Raw genomic sequence first — 17,246 nt, 5'->3', positions numbered from 1 at the left:
TAGACTTCCACGGCAAACATCCTGGGCCCCTCCCGAAAGAGAAGCCTCTCCACTGGCCGGCTTTTACCCCGGCCGCATCAGCACCCCGCCGACGCTCCAGTGGATGGTTTTGTCACCGCCCTACACACCGCCGGTCTTGTTGATCAGATCGACCGCGTATTCGGTCGTCTCGATCATGCGCCTGCCTTCCAAGCCGAGCGCGCCGGTGCCGTCGAGCAGGCTCCCGAGCTTGATCGGCTCGGCGGCCAAGCCGTTGCGAGCGAAGAACGGCATCGCCACGGTGCCCGCAGCCAACGCACCGATCCGGAGGGCACCGCGCCGGCTGATGCTGTGGTAGTTCATGATAAGCCGCTCCGTTTCCGCGCCGGCCGCGATCCGGTGCCGGGGACGAGCAGGGCTTGGCAAGACCGATGCCAACAATTCCAACAAATCGCACATGCCTGCGTAAGCCGAGATCCGAGCTGACCCGGGTGCGGGTGCTGACCCGCGATCCCGCCAAGGCCCAATTCCCCGCCGGGGTCGAGGTCGCGACGGGCGACCTCCTCGACATCGACGCGCTGCGCCGGGCCTTCGTCGGCGTGCGCACGCTGTTCCTGCTGAATGCGGTGACCGGCGACGAGTTCACCCAGGCGATCGTCACCCTCAACCTCGCGCGCGAGGCCGGCGTCGAGCGGGTCGTCTACCTGTCGGTGTTCGGGGCCGACCGCGCCGTCGAGGTGCCCCACTTCGCGGTGAAGTTCGGGGCCGAGCGCATGCTGCGGCAGATGGGCTTCGGCGCCACGATCCTGCGCCCGACCTACTTCATCGACAACGAGGCGATGATCCGGGACGTGATCGTGGACCACGCGGTCTACCCGATGCCGATCGGCGGCAAGGGCGTCGCCATGGTCGACGCGCGCGACATCGCCGAGATCGCCGCGATCGCGCTGATCCGCCGCGACGCGGCGCCGGGCCCGCTGCCGGTCGAGACCATCAACCTCGTCGGGCCGGACACGCTCACCGGCGCGGGCCTCGCCGCGATCTGGAGCGCGGTGCTCGGCCGCCCGGTCGCCTACGGCGGCGACGATCCGAGCGGGTTCGAGCAGGCCATGGCCGGCACCATGCCGCGGTGGATGGCCTACGAGATGCGCCTGATGGCCGAGCGCTTCGTCGGCGACGGCATGATCCCGGAGGCCGGCGACCGCGAGTGGCTGACCGCGATCCTGGGCCGCCCGCTGCACGCCTACCGCGACGCCGCCGCCGCCCTCGCCGGTCCCGCCGCGCGGGCCGCCGCCTGAGCGGCCGGCTCACGGCGCGCGATAGGCCGATCCGTCGCCGGCGGTCGCCGGGTGGTCGACGTAGCGGCCGTGCCGGGGCACCGCGACGGTCTCGAAGTCCCGCGCCAGGACGTCGAGGCCGCGGCGCATCTCCGCGCCTTCCAGGGCGCGGCCGTGGCCGGTGACGACGCGCTCGGGCTGCAGGGCGGCGAGGCTGCGGACCGAGGCGGCGGCGGCGGGCCAGTCGATCGTCAGGTACATCGGCGGCCCGTGGATCTCTAGCTCCTGGACCGCGACCGCATAGATCGATTCCTGCGCCGTCGTCACGAAGGCGTCCCCGGCGATCAAGGACCGGTCGCCCGGGCGCCAGAGCGAGACGTGGCCGGGGCTGTGGCCGGGGGTGTGGATCCAGCGCCAGCCCGGCATCGGCGGCACCGTCCCGTCCTCCGGCAGGGTGACGAGGCGGCTGGCCACGTCGACCGGCTTCGTCGGGTAGAACGGCGACAGCAGCGCCAGCGCGCCGCCGCCGACATTCGGATCGGGCCGGGGGTAGGCGGCGCTGCCGTCGAGGTAGGGCCGCTCCAGCGCGTGGGCGTAGACGGGGGCGTCCCATTCCGCGGCCAGATCCTCCAGCACCCCGACATGGTCGAAATGCCCGTGGGTGAGGACGATGGCCGCCGGGCGGGCGCCCGGGCCGAAGCGTGCCTCGGCCGCGCCCTGGATCAGGCCCTTCGTGCCGGGAATGCCGGCATCGACCAGCACCCAGCCGCGATCCCCGGCGCCGGGCGTGCCGACGAAGACCACGTTGACCATCATCAGGCGGCGATAGGCGAGATCGCCGGCGAGCGTCCTTGTGCCGTCCTCGGCGGCCTTGCCCGCCTGCGCCTCCGGATCGACCGAAACCTGCTGGATCATGGCCGCGCGTCCTTTCGATGGGGGGCGATGACCGCCTGCCTGCCGACGCGGATCCGATCGGCCACGCGTCTCGCCGACCGTATAATTTGCCGGCAAATCAGATATTTTCCGCCGGCAAGGTTCCTGGCATGCCGCGGGACCCGGAGGCGTCGCCCGACCAGGGCCGCAGGGCCTCGGGAGCCCGGAAATCGTGCGGGACCGCGAAGTCGGCCGCCGCCCCGCGCATGGCCTGCGGCGGACGGGGGAAGCCGCTGCGGCCGCCGTAGTCGAAGGCACCGGGCCGGGAGAGGCGCTTGTCGGCGATCAGCCCCTGGGCACAGACGACGTCGAGCACCGTCACGCCCGCCACCGCCGCCGTCGCGGCGACGCGGTTGGCCCTCTGCCCACGATCGCCCTCGAAGCCCTGGGCCAGGGTCGCGAGGTCGAGGACGTCGCCGACGACGCGGCCCAGGATCCACGGTGCCGGATCGTGGCTCGTCAGGATGGCGACGCCGGTCGCGACCTCGCGCACGCCGTAGCTGCGCACCAGCGTCTCCCGGCCCTCGAGGCCGAGGGTCCGGCACAGGCCCCGCGCCGCCGCCAGCTCCAGCAGCCCGAGGCCGATCGAGAACCAGCCGAGGCCGCGCGCGAGCGCGTGGTGGCCGGTCCGCGCGCCGCGGCCGGGCGCCGGGCGCGTCGGGGGGGAGGGACGCGCGCCGCTCATGGCCGGATCACCACCTTAATGCAGCCGTCCTGCTTGTCGCGGAAGGTGCGGTACATCTCGGGGCCGTCCTCCAAGCCGACCGTGTGGGTGATGACGAAGGACGGGTCGATCTGCCCCTCCTCGATCCGGCGCAGCAGGTCGTCGGTCCAGCGCTTCACGTGCGTCTGCCCGGTGCGGACGGTCAGCCCCTTGTTCATCAGCGCGCCGATCGGGAACTTGTCGATCAGGCCGCTATAGACGCCCGGCACCGAGAGGATCCCGGCCGGCCGGCAGACCATGATCATCTGGCGCAGGACGTGGGCACGGTCGGTCTCCAGCATCATCGCCTGCTTGGCCCGGTCGTAGACCGCGTCGACCGCGCCGAGCGCGTGCGCCTCGAGCCCGACGGCGTCGATGCACTTCTCCGGCCCGCGGCCGTCGGTCATGTCGTTGAGGCGGGCGACGATGTTCGATTCGGCGTGGTAGTCGAGCACCTCGGCGCCGCCGGCCCGCGCCATCGCGAGGCGCTCGGGCACCCGGTCGATGGCGATCACGCGCTTGGCCCCGAGCAGGATCGCGGAGCGGATCGCCATCTGCCCGACCGGCCCGCAGCCCCAGATCGCGACCGTGTCCTCCGGCTGGATGTTGCACTGGACCGCGCCCTGCCATCCCGTCGGGAAGATGTCGGACAGGAACAGCAGCCGCTCGTCGGGGATGCCGTCCGGCACCTTGATGTGGGTCGAGTCGGCGAACGGCACGCGCAGGTACTCGGCCTGGCCGCCGGCATAGCCGCCGGTCAGGTGGGTGTAGCCGAACAGGCCCGCCGTGGTGTGGCCGAAGGCGGCGTCGCCGAGCGCCTTGTTGCGGTTGGTGCGCTCGCAGACCGAGAAGTTGCCGCGCCGGCATTGCGGGCACTGGCCGCAGGTGATCGTGAACGGGACGACGATCCGGTCGCCCACCTTCAGCGCGGCGTTGTCCTTCCCCACCGCGACCACCTCGCCCATGGTCTCGTGGCCCATGATGTCGCCCGCCTTCATGCCGGGCATGAAGTGGTCGTAGAGGTGCAGGTCGGAGCCGCAGATCGCGCAGCTCGTGACCTTGATGATCGCGTCGCGCCCGTCCTCGATCGTCGGATCGGGAACCGTGTCGCAGCGGATGTCGGTGGTGCCGTGCCAGACGAGGGCCTTCATGGTGCGAAGCTCCCGGCCGCTGCTCGGACGATGCGGCGCATACGGGAGCAACTGCGGTCCCCGGGGTTGGTTCTGTCGGGTTTCGGACCGAACCGGGCGGGCGGCTGGCGAGATACGGGCGGCGGGCCGACGTTTTCATGCCGGCTCCGGCGACCGAGGCGGACGGGCTTCGGATGCCGCGGCGACCGGGGCGGGTCACGCTTCCTCTCCGGGCTCGGACCTCATCCTGAGGCGCCGCGCGAGCGGCCTCGAAGGAGCCCTCACGGGATCTCGCGCGCGCTGGGGAACTCCTTCGAGGCTTCCGCTTCGCGCAAGCACCTCAGGATGCGGATGCGGGTGGGATCGGGGATCGAACGGGGCCGCACGCCCTGCCGGGCAATGGCGAAGCTGTTACCGGAAACCTGCTCTCCCAAAACACCGCCCGCACCGGCGCGGCCGTGCCTACGCCGCCGCTTCGTCCAGGTCCGCCCGCGCGGTGAGCCGGTAGAACACGGCGAGGCCGCACCCGAACACGGCCGCGCCGAGCCAGGTCGCGTAAGGGGCGAAACCCGGCCCGACGAGGGCGAGGGACGCGCTGCGCCCGGCCAGGGTGTCGGCGACGGCCAGGATCACGCCGACGAAGCTCTCGCCGACCAGGAATCCGGAGGCGAGGAGGACGCCGCGGCGGCGCGCGGTCTCGGTCGCCGCGCCGGCATCGTCCCCTTGCGCCGCGGCGCGTGCCCGGATCGTCCGCTCGGCGAGCCAGCCGAGGACGCCGCCGACCGCGATCGTCATCTCGACCGAGAGCGGCAGGTACATGCCGATGCCGACGGTGAGCGCGGGGAAGGTGAGGTCGCGCCGCCGCAGCCACGCCTCGACCGCGACCAGCACGGCCCCGAGCCCGGCGCCGATCAGCACCATCGTCCACGGCAGGGTGCCGTGGACGATGCCGCCGGCGATCTGCGAGGTCAGCGCCGCCTGGGGGGCGGGCATGGCGTTGGCCGCCTCCATGCCCTCGCGCGGCAGGGCGCCGACGAAGCCGTAGGCCTCGTAGAGCAGGGACAGCAGCGGCCCGATGACGGCGGCGCCGACCGCGACGCCGATCAGCAGCACCACCTGCTGGCGCCAGGGCGTGGCGTCGACGAGCTGGCCGGTCTTCAGGTCCTGCAGGTTGTCGTTGGCGATCGAGGCCATCGTGACGATGACCGCGGCCACGAGCAGCGCCATCGCGATGACGAAGCGGTCGCCCTCCGGTCCGGCGGAGCGGCCGACCAGCAGGGGCAGCAGCACCGCCGCGGCCATGGCGGTGAGGATGCCGATGCCGGAGATCGGGCTCGAGGACGAGCCGAGGAGGCCGGCCAGATAGCCGCAGGTGGCGGCCATCAGGAAGCCGAACAGCACCGCGAACACGGTCGCGGCCGCGACGAGCCCGTACAGCCCGCCGCCGAGCTCGGCGCCCGATGCGAAGCCGGCGAACAGCCACGCCAGCGGCAGGGTCAGCGCCAGCACCGCCGCGCCGACCCAGGTGATCGGCAGGTCGCGCTCGGCCCGCGGATGGTCCGGGCCGGGCAGCCGCGAGCCGCTGGTCCGGACAGAGGCCAGGGCGGTGGCGATGCTGCCGAGGATCGGGCGGGCGAGCGACCCGACGGTCCAGAGGCCCCCGACCGCGATGATGCCCGCCCCGATCAGGCGAACCTGCCCGGACCACACCGCCTCGGCCATCTCCGACGGCGAGGCGCCCTCCCCCTGCCCGAGCGCGGTCAGCAGCGGCACGGCGACGCCCCAGGCGATCGCGACGCCGGTGAGCAGCGCCAGGCACGCGCCGATCCCGACGAGGTAGCCGACGCCGACGAGCGCCAGGGAGAAGCCAGTGCCGAGGCGGAACACCGCGCTCCCCGCCGCGAGCGTCCCGTGCATCCCCTCGGCCAGCAGCCGGAACCCGGTGGTCGCGAGCCCGATCGCGCCCGCGCCGGCGGCTGCGCCGAGGAGATCGCGCAGGCCCTTCGCGCCGGCCTCGCCCTCGCCGGTGCGCAGCACCTCGGCGGCGGCGACGCCCTCCGGGTAGGGCAGGCCCGCGCGGGTGACGAGCGCGCGCCGGAGCGGGATCGAGAACGCGACGCCGAGCAGGCCGCCGAGGGCGCACACCGCGCTGGTCTGCCAGAACGGGAAGCCGTGCCAATGCCCGATCAGCACCAGGCCGGGCAGGATCAGGATGACGTTGCACAGCGTGCCGGCGGCGGAGGCCTGCGTCTGCACGATGTTGTTCTCGAGGATGCTCGAGCCGCCGAGCAGCCGCAGGCAGCCCATCGAGATCATCGCCGCCGGGATCGAGGACGAGAACGTCATCCCGGTCTTCAGGCCCATGTAGACGTTGGCGGCGATGAACACGACCGTGATCGCGGCGCCGAGCGCGATTCCGCGCGGGGTGATCTCCCGCGCACGCGGCGCGCCTTTGCGTGCACGCGGTGCATCCTGGCTTCCACGCGGTGCATCCTGGACCTTCGTCACCTGGTTCGCCGCGTCCATCGTGCCCCCGGTCCCGGCCGTCCCGCGCGACATCGACGCGTCGTCCCGAGCGAAACCCGAGCGGCAGGGCGTTTTCTCCCGCCGCGACGCTTTGCCGTCGCGGCCCGGCATGGACGGGATCTGCATTCGCCGCGCCGGGCGCGTCCCACGACGATCCTCGCAAGGCTCGCCGCGCGACGGCCGTTCGCGTCGACCTCGGCTAGTCTGTCGATCGATGCGACGGGCCGAACCATAACCTGCGTTAAGCTTGATTTTTGTCGGCCGCGTCGCGGAACAAGGAATTCGAGCCGAGGTTTCCCCGGCAGATCGGCGGGCTCGGGCCCGATGGGCGCTCCGCCCCGCCGCGCTTCGACACACACAGCCGGGCCTCGGACGGTCGCCGCGCGGGACGCGACGCGGCACGCCCGAGCGATCGTGACAGGTGCGCATGGATCTCCCCACGGACGATGCCAGCCCCCCGCTGGCCGAGCGCTTCCGCGCCTTCCTTCAGACCCCATCCTTCCCTCGCGTCGGCGCCGAGCCCGCCCCCACGCGCGGGCCGATCCGGTCCGTCGTCGGCCGCGACCGGGCGCGCCCGGCGCCGTTTCAGGGCCTCCGGGCGATCTCCGGCCAGCCGGGCACGCCGTCGGAGGAGGGCTTCGCGGCGGCCCATGAGCGCCGGCGCCGCGCCGCGGAGCCGGCGCGATGACTGGCCGGCCCGACCCGAACCCCGCCCTGATCGCCCTGGTCGAGCGACTTCGCGCCCTCGGCTACAGCTTCACCACCGTGACGCCCGCCACCCATGCCCGCGTCAACGCCCGCCCGCAGGCGGCGCGGGCCCGCAATCTGCGCGACGTGTTCGGCTGGAGCCGCCCCTTCGCCGAGGACCTGCTGCCGGCCGACCTCTTCGCGGCGATGCGCGCGGCCGGCGTGCTGGTGCGGGACGGCGACGCCTGGCGCTCGGCGATCCGGGTGTCGAGCCTCGACGGCGAGCTGTTCGTCCACTCCGCCTATCCGCCGAGCACGACCGACGTGGTGTTCTTCGGCCCCGACACCGCCCGCTTCGTCGCGGCCGTGGTCGATCACCTCGCGCACCGTGCCGCGCCGGTCCGCCGCGCGGTCGACATCGGCTGCGGATCGGGCGCGGCCGGCATCGCCATCGCCAAGCGCGCGCCCGACGCCGAGATCGCGCTCGTCGACATCAACGACGCGGCGCTCGCGGCCGCCGCCACCAACAGCCGGCTCGCGGGCGTCCACGGCACGGTGCCGCGCCGCAGCGACCTCCTCGCGGACGTCGCGGGCGCCTTCGACCTCGTCGTCTCGAACCCGCCCTTCATGCTCGACCGCGCCGGGCGGACCTACCGCGACGGCGGCGGGACCTACGGCGAGGGCCTGTCGCTCGCCGTGGTCGAGGCCGCCCGCACCCGCCTCGCCCCCGGCGGCAGCCTGGTGCTGTTCACCGGCTCGGCGATCGTGGACGGCGCCGACCCGTTCCGGAGGGCCGCGACCGCCGCCTGCGAGGCCGCGGGGCTGGGCTGGACCTATCGCGAGCTCGACCCGGACGCCTACGGCGAGGAGCTCGACGCGCCGGCCTATGCCGAGGCGGAGCGCATCGCCCTCGTCGTGCTCACCGCGACCCGCGGGGCGCCGCGATGACGCCGGCGGGCATCGCGGAGCGGGACGCGTTCCGGCGGGACGTGCTCGCCGGCCTGTCCGAGGTGCCGAAGCGCCTGCCGGGCAAGTACCTGTGGGACGAGGCCGGCTCGATCCTGTTCGACCGGATCTGCGACAGCCCCGACTACTATCCGACCCGGCGCGAGATGGCGCTGCTGCCCGCGATCGTGCCGGAGCTCGCCGCCCTCGTCGGAGCGGGCGCGACGATCGTCGAGTACGGCAGCGGCGCGAGCCGCAAGATCCGCACGCTGCTCGACGGCCTCGACCGGCCGCGCCGCTACGTGGCGATCGACATCTCGCGCGCGTACCTCGAGACCTCGGTCGGCACGCTGGCGCGGGACTATCCCGGCATCGCGATGATCCCGATCGGCGCCGACTACGCCGCGCCGATCCGGCTTCCGGTCGACCTCGGCGGCGGGCCGGTGCTCGGGTTCTTCCCCGGCACCAGCATCGGCAACCTCGCGCCGGCCGAGGCGGAGGCCTTCCTGGCGCGGGCCCGCGACACGCTCGGGCCGAGCCATCTCCTGGTCGGCGCCGACCCGACGCAGGACGCGGACCGGCTGCGGCGGGTCTATGGCGGCTGCGACGGCCTGATGCCGGCCTTGCACCTGAACTACCTGACGCGCCTGAACCGGGAGCTCGGCGCCGGCATCGACCGCGACGCCTTCCGCCACGCGGTCCGCATCCTGCACGATCCGCTGCGGGTCGAGGCCCATCTCGTCGCCGACCGTGCCGACACCTGGCGCTTCGGGACGGACGCGATCCGGTTCGCGGCCGGCGAGAGCGTCCGCACCGACATCTCGCACAAGCATGCGCCGGAGGCGTTCCAGGCGATGGCGGCGCGGGCCGGCTGGACGCCGAAGCGCCTCTGGCTCGACCCGGAGGGCCTGTTCAGCCTGCACCTCCTGAGCCGCTGACGCGTGCCGCCCCGCCCTTCGCCGGATCGGACATGGCAGGATCGAGCATGGCGGGATCGCGGGCGGGCCACGCGCCGGCTTCGCTGTCCGGCCGCGACCGGGCGATCATCGCCCGGACCTGCTCGACCACGGCGCGGGCCGCCGCCCGCTGCAGCCGCGCTTCCTCCCGCGCCGCGCGCGATCGCGCGATCACGTCCTGAGACTCGGCGATCACGGCATCCGCGGAATCGGGTTCGGGCACATCGCGCATGAAGCGGGTCTATTCGACCCGGAAAAATCCGCAACCACCTAGGTTAAGTGCAACCGAATTCCATCAAGACTGTGTCGATTTTACAGCGACGGCTCGAATATAATCGAGAACGCCCCGGCGCTCGCGTGCATCTTCGAGAGCCGCCCAGAACGACAGCAAGTCGGCCGTTTCACCGGTCGGGTTCGATTTGGCATCGAAGAAGTTGTCGACCGGACAGTCGAGAGCCTCGGCGATCTTGGCGGTCATGGCTTCGTTGCTGTGGCCGGCCCCGCCGATATTTGAATTTTGCATACTTTGATGCCCGGTTGACCTATGTTATTGTCCGGCCCGGACCAGCGATCTATCGGGGAACGGGGGCGTGGTATCGATTGCGCGCAACTTTTGCTCAAATCGATGCGAGGGTCAACGTGACGACGGACAAGCTCGACCGCATGGCCGAGGTCTGCCTCGAAGCGCATGCCCTGATCGATGCCGGCGGCACGCCGGCGATGCGGGCGATGATCCGGCTCCTGCTGCTTCAGATCGGCCGGGAGATGGCCCGCCGCCAGGCCGAGCCGCGGGGGAAGCCCCAGGAGCATTGAGGCGGCGCCGCGGGGAAGACGGTCGGATCATCCCGCGCAAGCAGGAAGCCGACATCCCAGCACCCGAGGTCGCGTCGGACGAAGCCGTTCCGGCATCAGGTCGCGTGGGCCGGATGCGCCGTGCCCCCTGCCCCCTTAACTTCCAGCACAGCCGCGCCGAACGACCGGTGCGCGGCGGCGCGGCAGCGCGGCGATCCCGAAGATGCAACGCATCATGGCGCGAAGGGCAACGTCACGGGCGCCTCGCGGCGCCCCTCGCCCGCCGACGCCAAACCGCCGAGATCCGTTCCGCCGGCAGCATCCCCGACGCCGGCCACGACGAAAAACGCCCCGGCCGGCGGCCGGGGCGCTCCCACGCTCTGCGACGGCGCGGTTTACGCCGCCTTCTGGACCTCGGCCGGGACCTCGGTGGCCGCCCCCTCGATCGCCGGCGCGCGGCTCTTGCCGCCGATGGCGATCTCGATGCGGCGCGGCTTCTTCGCCTCCGGGATCTCGCGGACGAGATCGACGTGGAGGAGGCCGTTCTCCAGCGCCGCACCCGTCACCTGGACGTAGTCGGCGAGCTGGAACCGGCGCTCGAAGCCGCGGGCGGCGATGCCCTGGTGCAGCACCTCGGCGCGACGCTCGGGATCGGGCTTGCGCTCGCCCTTCACGGTCAGCGCATTCTCCCGCACCTCGATCGACAGGTCGGCCTCGGTGAAGCCGGCCACGGCCACCGTCACGCGGTAGGCGTTCTCGGCGGTGCGCTCGATGTTGTAGGGCGGGTAGGTCGGGACCGCGTCGGACGCCACGAACTGGTCGAGGGCCGAGAACAGGCGGTCGAAGCCGACGGTGGAACGGTAGAGGGGAGCGAGATCGAACTGACGCATAGGACACATCCTCCGTGGAGCAACATGCAGGTTTGAGTCTATGGTCCGCCGCGTGGGCCGGACCGGGCTCGTACCGCCTGACGGCCGGTACGATCGTGATATTGGAGGGGGGCGAGGTGCGTTCAAGACCCGGCCGGATGACGGGAACGATGCGGCAGGACGCCGCACTTCTGAGCCTGCACGACACGCCCGGGAACCCGGTCCCACCCGGCGCCGTGGTGATGGCGGTCGGCACCGCGGACGACTGCACCCTGCGGGCGGCGCGCTGGGCCGCGACGACGCGGACCTGCAAGGGCACGGTCTGCCTGCTCCAGGGCCGGGCCGAGTTCATCGAGAAGTACTACGAGACCATCCGCGAGCTGCGCGCCCGGGGCTTCGCCGTCGTCGCCTTCGACTGGCGCGGGCAAGGGGCGTCGGACCGGCGGGTCGACGACCCGCACAAGGGCCACGTCGCCGCCTTCGACGATTACCGCCGCGACCTGCTGGCGATCCGCGACGCGGTGCTGGTGCCGTTCATGCCCGATCCGCATGTCTGCCTCGCCCACTCGATGGGCGGCTGCGTCGCGCTGACCGGGGCGCTGGACGGCTGGCTGCCGTTCCGGCGGATCGTCACCGTGGCGCCGATGCTGTCGATCCGGATGGTGCGCTCGCCCGCCTTCGCCTCGGTCGCGACGCGGCTGCTGCAGCGCCTCGGCCTCGGCAGCCGCTACGTGCCCGGCGGCGGCCCGGTCTCGATCGCGACGAAGCCCTACCCCAACAACCGGCTGACCCGGGACCCGGCGCGCTACGCCCGCAACGCGGCCGCCGCGCTCGCGGTCGGCGCGGGCGCCGTCGGCGACCCGACCATCGCCTGGACGGCGGAGGCCTTCCGCGCGGTGGCGCGCCTGCGCGACCCGCGCGTGCCGCCGCGGATCGCGACCCCGACGCTGATCCTCGCCGCCGGCTCCGACCCGGTCTGCGGCACGCCCGCGGCCGAGCGCTTCGCCGCCCGCCTCAAGGCCGGCCACATCCTGGTGCTGCCCGACGCCCGCCACGAGATCCTCTCCGAGCGCGACGCGATCCGCGCCGACTTCTGGGCCGCCTTCGACGCCTTCGTGCCGGGCTCGACCGTGCGGGAGACGAAGACGGAGCGGGAGCGACTGGCGACCGCGTGAGGCTGCGCGCGGGCGGGGCGCCGGTCGCGACGCGAGGCCGGCCGTCGCCGCTTCCCGATGCGGCCGTTCCATGGCCGTCCGACGGCTTCGGGTCGGGGTGGTCGGCGGTCCCGCAGAGTTCGCCATGATCCGCCGTCGAAGGACCGGATCGGGCACATCCGTTCCGGGACACCGCGCCACGACCGGCCTTCGACCGCCCCCTATCGGCGACGGATCTCGAACGTCTCCCAATCGTGTACGACGGTACAGCTCACGGCGAGCGCGTCGTCCGTCGTCGCCGCGCCATCCATGCCGTGCCGCCGAGCGAGGCGCGCGCACTTGTCCAGGGCGCTTCGCGCGACGTTTTCGGGTACGTCGAGGGCGAGGCTGGTCGCGCGCTCGAGCGTTCGGCCGAACTCCCCCATGTCGGTGCCGAAGCCCGCATCCCCCGATACCATCGAGGGCTGCCCGTCTGCGCATTCCAGCGTGTAGTGAAAGGTCCGGCGGCCGCGCTTGATGGTAATGACCGGACCCGTCCGGATCGCGTACGCGTTTCCGACCTCGGTCGCGATGCGTTGAGCTGCGTCGTCACAGGCGTCGGCCAGGGCCGGTGCGGCCGCGATGACGAGCAGGAGGGGCAGGCGTTTCATCGTTGGCCGCCATCGTGAAAGGCCGGGTTGCAGCGGTTTGGCGGCGCAGGATCGCAAACGCCTGGGATCACCAGACGGCGCGGATTGCGCACGTCCCCAGCCTGTCGGGTTGGCTCTGCTTCGTTGGGGGCAGCATGGGCCCGTCGAGCGCCAACCCGACGCCTGTCGCGGAACGCCGACACCAGCCCCTCCGTGCGCCGGCCGCTCAGAAGCGCGCGCCACCGGGGAAGCTGAACGCCCGCATCGAGTCTTGCCGCACGTCGCGCACGTCGGGCGCCATGCCGGTGCGCTCGTCCTGCTTCGCCACGTTGCCAGGCGGGGCCTCCATCGGCTTGCGGTCCTGGGCGCCGATCTCGGCGGACCCGGCCGCGTCCCGGGGTTTTCCAGGCGTGTCGTCGGCCCGGGCCAAGGCTCCGAAGGCCAGGAGACCGGCGGCGGCGAGCAGGATGCGGGATCCGACCATCATGCGCGTGGAACCTTCCGACGTTGCAAGCCGGGCTTCCGAATCCCTCGGTGCCCCGCTTAGGCAAATCGTCTTATCGGTTGCCGTCCGCGCGGTCCAGCGCCGGGCGCGGCCTCAGGCCTCGACCCGCGCGCTCGCCAGGATCGCCACGCCGCAGGCGATGACCGCGATGCCGGCGATCATCGGCAGGGTCACTGGCTCGCCGAACAGCAGCGCGCCGCCGAGCGCGGCGCCGACCATGCCGACGCCGGCCCAGATCGCGTAGACGACGCCGATCGGCAGCATGTCCATGCTCGAGGACATCAGCCACAGGGCCGTGCCGTAGCCGAGCGCGACGATCAGGGTGGGGACCGGCCGGGTCAGGCCGTCGGCCGCCTTCAGCGCCAGGGTCGCGGAGATCTCGGCGCCGATCGCGATGGCCAGCGTCAGGTAGGGGCTCATGCGCTGGCCGCCAGCGCGGTGCCGGCCGCGTCTTCCGGCACCGGGGGCGGCACGGCGAACATCTCGATGTCGTCGGCGAACTGCTCGACGATCGTCGCCGCGTTCGCCAGGCACACCGGCAGGTAGGCCGGCAGCCGCGGCGCCGGCGCGAACCCCTCGGCGAGCAGGCGGTCGTTGGCGAAGGTCACGTCGAGGGCGCAGAACGCGTAGTAGGCGCGCACCGCGCGGAGCATCGCCTGCTTCAGCGGCCCGTCGAGGCCGAACACCTCGGCGAAGCGGCGGCGCAGCACGGTGCGGTCAGCGGCGAGGTCGAACGGCCGGAAGGCGCGCACGCCGTCGCTTGGCTCGGCCGCCTCGAAGGCGGCGATGACCTCGGCCCAGGTGGTGCGGCCGCCCATGCCGGCCGAGAGGTGGTAGAGGTCGTGCCGGAGCGTCGGCTTGGTCAGGAGCCCGACCAGCATCTCGGCGACCCAGTCGGCCGGGACGACGTCGACGTGGCTCTCGGGCGCGCAGGGCAGCATGCGCAGGGCGTCGGCGGCGCGCAGCACCCAGAGGATGCTCGAGCTCGGGCCCGCGCCGAGGCTGGCATGGCCGACGACGATCGAGGGCCGGGCGACGACGATCGGCAGGTCGGGGAACCGCGCCGCCAGCGAGGTCTCGGTCGCGGCCTTGGACACGGTGTAGGCGACGATGTGCCGGGCCTCGGCCGCCGGGTAGTCGGTCTCGGCGACGATCGCCGCGGCGTCGGCGCCGCAGATCATCGCGGTGCCGACGTGCAGGAACCGCCGGAGCTTCGGCATCGCCTGCGCCCGCCGCGCCAGCGCCAGGGTGCCGTCGTGGTTGGTGCGGTAGACCCGCTCGTCGCCCCACCACGAGGTGTCGGCGGCCAGGTGCAGCACGTGGGTGCAGTCGTCGAGGCGCGGATCGCGGTCGAGGTCGGCCCGGGTGAAGTCGCCGGGGACGACCTCGACCTTGCGGGCGAGGCGCTGGGCGGTGAAGGCGTCGGTGAACCGGGCGAGCCGCGCCGCGATCCGCTGGCGGCCCTGCTCGACGCCGGCGCAGCGCACGAGGCAGACCCAGGTGGCGTCGTCGCCCGCCTCGAGCGCCCGGTGCAGCACCGCGCCGCCGATCAGCCCGGTCGCCCCCGTCAACAGAATCCGTGGCACAGTCCGCCTCCCACTCTTTGCGGCGAGACATAGACAGAAACGTTCCGATATAATCCCCGCATCGCGGCGCAGAGGGTGATTAAAGATCGGCCGTGCTCGGCCGGCAACATTCACGAATTCGTGAACGACATCTTGGCGTTGAAGTCCCGTTGCTTGCGCTGCAGCCTCACGGGTCGATCCGGACCGAGTAGATCGCCCCGAATCCGACCGTGACGTCGTTCGGCGTGCCGAGGCGCCGGACGATCGGGCTTCCCGCGGCGGCGGCGACGAGGCGGTCGTAGCGGACCGAGCCGATCGTCTGCCACGCCTCCGACCAGGCGTAGGCCAGGGCCACGATCGCGCCGACGGAGCGGGGCCCGCCCGCGGCGCGGTAGGGCGTCAGCCGCGGGTCGGCGATCGCGGCGACCGGCACGTCGAAGTCGAGCCGCATCGCGGCGGCGTCCCCCAGCACGAGGCGGGGGCCGCCGCTCAGGGTGACGCGGCCGGCGGTGCCGACGAGGTCGGCGCCGAGCTTGGCCACGAGGCCGTCATGCGCGCGCAGGCCCTGCGTGACCTCGGCGCGCAGCCGCAGCACGTCCTCCACCGGCCAGACCGCGCCGAACAGGCCGAGCCCGGCCGCGACCGGGCGGCGCGGCAGCCCGGCGAGGCTGCGGTCGTCGTGCGCCGCGCGGCCGCTGCGGACATCGAGAACGGCGCCGGCCTGCACCGCGCGCTCGTCCACCAGGGCGGCGTCGAGGGCGTCGTCGGGCGAGAACCAGTCCGGGCGCTCGTCGGCCTTGCGGAACGAAGCGTAGGGCAGCCCCCACAGCCCGGCCGCCCGCGCGCCCTGGAAGCGCCCGCCGGCGCCGGCGAACCCGCCGACGGACACCACGGTGCCGGGGTCGAACAGCGCCGAAAGGTCGCCGGCGCGGGCCGGCGCCGGATCGAGCGCGGCCGAGGCGAGCACGGCCAAGGCGAGCACGGCCAAGGCGGGCGCGGCCAGGAAGAGCGCGGCCACGGCGGGCGCGCGGACGGCCGCCGCGCGGGTCGCCCGGGCTCGGGCCCCTGTCTCGTCGATCGCGCCCAAGACCCGGCCTCCAGCGGCGCGACCGCCGTGCGCACGCCCCTCGGGCGAGACAGGATGCCTAGCAGATCCGCCGCCCGGGGAACGGTCCCGCCGGCGGATTTCGGGCGATGCCGGCCGCCCCGCCCGTCACGCTTTCGTGTCGAACGCGTCGCCGGAACGGGGGCATGCTTGTCCGATCGGCCGGGCGAGCGACGCCAGGCGGAAGCGGATGCCGGAGCCGTCGCTCGGCGGCATCCGGACGCACGCCGAGGTGCTGCGGAGCCCGATCCCGGCCAAGGGCGGCGAGACCAGGCCGGAGCATTGGCCGGAGCATCGCAAGGGCATGGAAGGCCTCGTCGCGAAGGCGCGGAAGCACGGCATCGAGGAGGCGCCGCGCGACGGCGAGCTGCGCGACGTCAAGATCCTGGCCCCTGGGCCCGAGGGGCGCTACCGCAGCTTCGCCCGCGCCGCCGCATGGTCCGGCGCCTGGGCGAACACCGCCCGCATCGCGTGCCAGAGCGGCTTGCGCCCAAACTGCGCATCGAGCGGCAGCGCGCGCTGGGGCAGGCCGTCGGGGCGCTTGCGGTAGGGGTGGTCGTTGAGCCACGTGTCGGGGTCGTAGAGGTCCCACGACATCACGGTCAGCACCGCGGGCTCGGCCGCCACGACCTCGAGATAGGATCTGGCGAGGTCGGCGACCTTGCGGTCGCGGGTGGCGATGTCGGCCGGGAACGCCCGGTCGTCGATGTCGAACTCGGTGATCTCGATGCCGAGCCCCATCCTGCCGATCTCCGCGAGGAAGCGCCGAAGCTGGCCCTGGTCGATCGGCACCGTGCTGGTGATGTGCGATTGCAGGCCGAAGCGGCGGATCGGCACGCCGCGCGCCAGCATCCCCTCCAGGCGCTTGAGCACGCGGGTGCGGCGCGCCTCCATCCACGGCACGCCCTGCTCGACCGCGTCCTCGTTCCAGCAGCCGGCCGCCGTCGGGTCGACCTCGTGCAGGATGCGGAAGGCGAGGTCGACGTAACCGGGGCCGAGCGCGGTGAGCCACGGGCTCTCGCGCAGGCCCTCCGGGCCGCCGCCGTCCTGCGACAGCACCTCGTTGACCACGTCCCAGGAGGCGATCTGCCCGCGGTAGCGGCCGGCCACGGTCTCGATCCAGCGGCGCAGGAAGTCCTCGGCCTGGGGGGCGGTGGCCCGCGCCAGCAGCGGGCGCACCCAGGGCGGCAGCGCCTCGTGCCAGACCAGCGTATGCCCGCGCATGCGCTGGCCGTTGCCGCGGGCGAAGCGCACCAGGGCGTCGGCTTGCGCGAAATCGGTCTTGCCGGGCTCGGGCCGCACCACCTCCATCTTCATCTCGGTGCCGCAGACCAGCATCCCGGCCTCGCGCGCCACCGCCTGCCGGTAGGCGGGATCGCGCGCGAACCGGAAGCCGGGCACCTCGGTGCCGTAGGTCAGCCCGGTGCGGGCGGCCGCCGCCTGCAGGCTGTCGGCCGACCACGACGGCCGGCCCGGCGGCCCGAACGGCGC

At 73.1% G+C, this 17,246-nt stretch carries 20 protein-coding genes; 6 read left to right on the top strand and 14 right to left on the bottom strand.

Annotated features, from left to right (window positions below):
• Positions 1 to 120: 120 nt before the first annotated feature.
• Positions 121 to 438, bottom strand: a complete 318-nt coding sequence (locus FV227_RS23265; protein ID WP_246686603.1) for a hypothetical protein — start codon at positions 436 to 438, stop codon at positions 121 to 123.
• Between the two features lie 32 nt (positions 439 to 470).
• Between FV227_RS23265 and FV227_RS23260 the strand changes: the two genes are divergently transcribed.
• Complete coding sequence (locus tag FV227_RS23260) at positions 471 to 1,277, top strand: NmrA family NAD(P)-binding protein (protein WP_246686602.1); 807 nt, start codon at positions 471 to 473, stop codon at positions 1,275 to 1,277.
• A gap of 9 nt (positions 1,278 to 1,286) precedes the next feature.
• Here FV227_RS23260 and FV227_RS23255 read toward each other — a convergent pair whose 3' ends face one another.
• From FV227_RS23255 to FV227_RS23240, 4 genes are all read right to left on the bottom strand, one after another.
• Positions 1,287 to 2,171, bottom strand: a complete 885-nt coding sequence (locus FV227_RS23255; protein ID WP_147729826.1) for an MBL fold metallo-hydrolase — start codon at positions 2,169 to 2,171, stop codon at positions 1,287 to 1,289.
• Positions 2,172 to 2,268: 97 nt separating this feature from the next.
• Positions 2,269 to 2,874, bottom strand: coding sequence for a cyclase dehydrase (locus FV227_RS23250; RefSeq protein ID WP_147860013.1), 606 nt, complete (start codon positions 2,872 to 2,874; stop codon positions 2,269 to 2,271).
• Positions 2,871 to 4,043, bottom strand: coding sequence for a zinc-dependent alcohol dehydrogenase (locus FV227_RS23245; protein ID WP_147860012.1), 1,173 nt, complete (start codon positions 4,041 to 4,043; stop codon positions 2,871 to 2,873). The genes FV227_RS23250 and FV227_RS23245 overlap by 4 nt, the downstream gene beginning before the upstream one ends.
• 441 nt (positions 4,044 to 4,484) lie before the next feature.
• Positions 4,485 to 6,581, bottom strand: a complete 2,097-nt coding sequence (locus FV227_RS23240) for an oligopeptide transporter, OPT family (protein ID WP_246686601.1) — start codon at positions 6,579 to 6,581, stop codon at positions 4,485 to 4,487.
• 394 nt (positions 6,582 to 6,975) lie between these two features.
• Between FV227_RS23240 and FV227_RS23235 the strand changes: the two genes are divergently transcribed.
• Genes FV227_RS23235 through FV227_RS23225 form a run of 3 tightly spaced genes read left to right on the top strand, consistent with a single transcriptional unit; the run spans position 6,976 to position 9,118 of the window.
• A complete protein-coding gene (locus FV227_RS23235; protein ID WP_147860011.1) occupies positions 6,976 to 7,236 on the top strand; it encodes a hypothetical protein in 261 nt (86 codons plus the stop codon).
• A complete protein-coding gene (locus tag FV227_RS23230; RefSeq protein WP_147860010.1) occupies positions 7,233 to 8,183 on the top strand; it encodes a class I SAM-dependent methyltransferase in 951 nt (316 codons plus the stop codon). Before FV227_RS23235 ends, FV227_RS23230 begins: the two co-directional genes overlap by 4 nt.
• Complete coding sequence (locus tag FV227_RS23225; protein WP_147728836.1) at positions 8,180 to 9,118, top strand: L-histidine N(alpha)-methyltransferase; 939 nt, start codon at positions 8,180 to 8,182, stop codon at positions 9,116 to 9,118. The genes FV227_RS23230 and FV227_RS23225 overlap by 4 nt, the downstream gene beginning before the upstream one ends.
• Here FV227_RS23225 and FV227_RS23220 read toward each other — a convergent pair.
• Both FV227_RS23220 and FV227_RS23215 read right to left on the bottom strand, forming a co-directional pair.
• Positions 9,093 to 9,368: a hypothetical protein gene (locus FV227_RS23220; RefSeq protein ID WP_147728835.1), complete on the bottom strand. Its 276-nt coding sequence runs from the start codon at positions 9,366 to 9,368 to the stop codon at positions 9,093 to 9,095. The two genes, FV227_RS23225 and FV227_RS23220, sit on opposite strands and share 26 nt — an antisense overlap.
• A 63-nt stretch (positions 9,369 to 9,431) precedes the next feature.
• On the bottom strand, positions 9,432 to 9,614 hold the full coding sequence (locus FV227_RS23215; protein ID WP_147728834.1) for a hypothetical protein: 183 nt from the start codon (positions 9,612 to 9,614) through the stop codon (positions 9,432 to 9,434).
• A gap of 161 nt (positions 9,615 to 9,775) precedes the next feature.
• On the opposite strand from FV227_RS23215, the gene FV227_RS29220 reads away from it, so the two are divergent.
• Positions 9,776 to 9,949 carry a hypothetical protein gene (locus tag FV227_RS29220; protein WP_187274918.1) on the top strand — a complete coding sequence of 58 codons (174 nt, stop codon included), beginning with the start codon at positions 9,776 to 9,778 and terminating at the stop codon, positions 9,947 to 9,949.
• A 374-nt stretch (positions 9,950 to 10,323) separates the two neighbouring features.
• On the opposite strand, the gene FV227_RS23210 is transcribed toward FV227_RS29220, so the two are convergent.
• The gene (locus FV227_RS23210; RefSeq protein ID WP_147728833.1) at positions 10,324 to 10,818 is read right to left on the bottom strand and encodes an Hsp20 family protein; all 495 of its coding nucleotides are present in this window, start codon (positions 10,816 to 10,818) and stop codon (positions 10,324 to 10,326) included.
• A gap of 149 nt (positions 10,819 to 10,967) precedes the next feature.
• Between FV227_RS23210 and FV227_RS23205 the strand changes: the two genes are divergently transcribed.
• The gene (locus FV227_RS23205; RefSeq protein WP_147860009.1) at positions 10,968 to 11,972 is read left to right on the top strand and encodes an alpha/beta hydrolase; all 1,005 of its coding nucleotides are present in this window, start codon (positions 10,968 to 10,970) and stop codon (positions 11,970 to 11,972) included.
• A gap of 200 nt (positions 11,973 to 12,172) precedes the next feature.
• On the opposite strand, the gene FV227_RS23200 is transcribed toward FV227_RS23205, so the two are convergent.
• The 6 genes from FV227_RS23200 to FV227_RS23175 all read right to left on the bottom strand — a co-directional run.
• Complete coding sequence (locus FV227_RS23200; protein WP_147729250.1) at positions 12,173 to 12,601, bottom strand: hypothetical protein; 429 nt, start codon at positions 12,599 to 12,601, stop codon at positions 12,173 to 12,175.
• A gap of 205 nt (positions 12,602 to 12,806) precedes the next feature.
• Positions 12,807 to 13,067: a hypothetical protein gene (locus FV227_RS23195; RefSeq protein ID WP_147729249.1), complete on the bottom strand. Its 261-nt coding sequence runs from the start codon at positions 13,065 to 13,067 to the stop codon at positions 12,807 to 12,809.
• A 111-nt stretch (positions 13,068 to 13,178) separates the two neighbouring features.
• Positions 13,179 to 13,505 carry a multidrug efflux SMR transporter gene (locus FV227_RS23190; RefSeq protein WP_147729248.1) on the bottom strand — a complete coding sequence of 109 codons (327 nt, stop codon included), beginning with the start codon at positions 13,503 to 13,505 and terminating at the stop codon, positions 13,179 to 13,181.
• Positions 13,502 to 14,656 (bottom strand): SDR family oxidoreductase, encoded by a 1,155-nt coding sequence (locus tag FV227_RS23185; protein WP_147729247.1) that lies wholly within the window; start codon positions 14,654 to 14,656, stop codon positions 13,502 to 13,504. Before FV227_RS23185 ends, FV227_RS23190 begins: the two co-directional genes overlap by 4 nt.
• Positions 14,657 to 14,837: 181 nt before the next feature.
• Positions 14,838 to 15,737, bottom strand: coding sequence for a MipA/OmpV family protein (locus tag FV227_RS23180; RefSeq protein ID WP_187274916.1), 900 nt, complete (start codon positions 15,735 to 15,737; stop codon positions 14,838 to 14,840).
• A 426-nt stretch (positions 15,738 to 16,163) separates the two neighbouring features.
• A partial coding sequence (locus FV227_RS23175; RefSeq protein WP_147860007.1) for an endo-1,4-beta-xylanase occupies positions 16,164 to 17,246 on the bottom strand: 1,083 nt, incomplete at its 5' end.

The organism is Methylobacterium sp. WL119, from assembly GCF_008039875.1.
In the GTDB taxonomy this organism is placed as follows: Bacteria; Pseudomonadota; Alphaproteobacteria; order Rhizobiales; family Beijerinckiaceae; genus Methylobacterium.
This window is presented reverse-complemented; position numbering and strand designations above follow the sequence as displayed.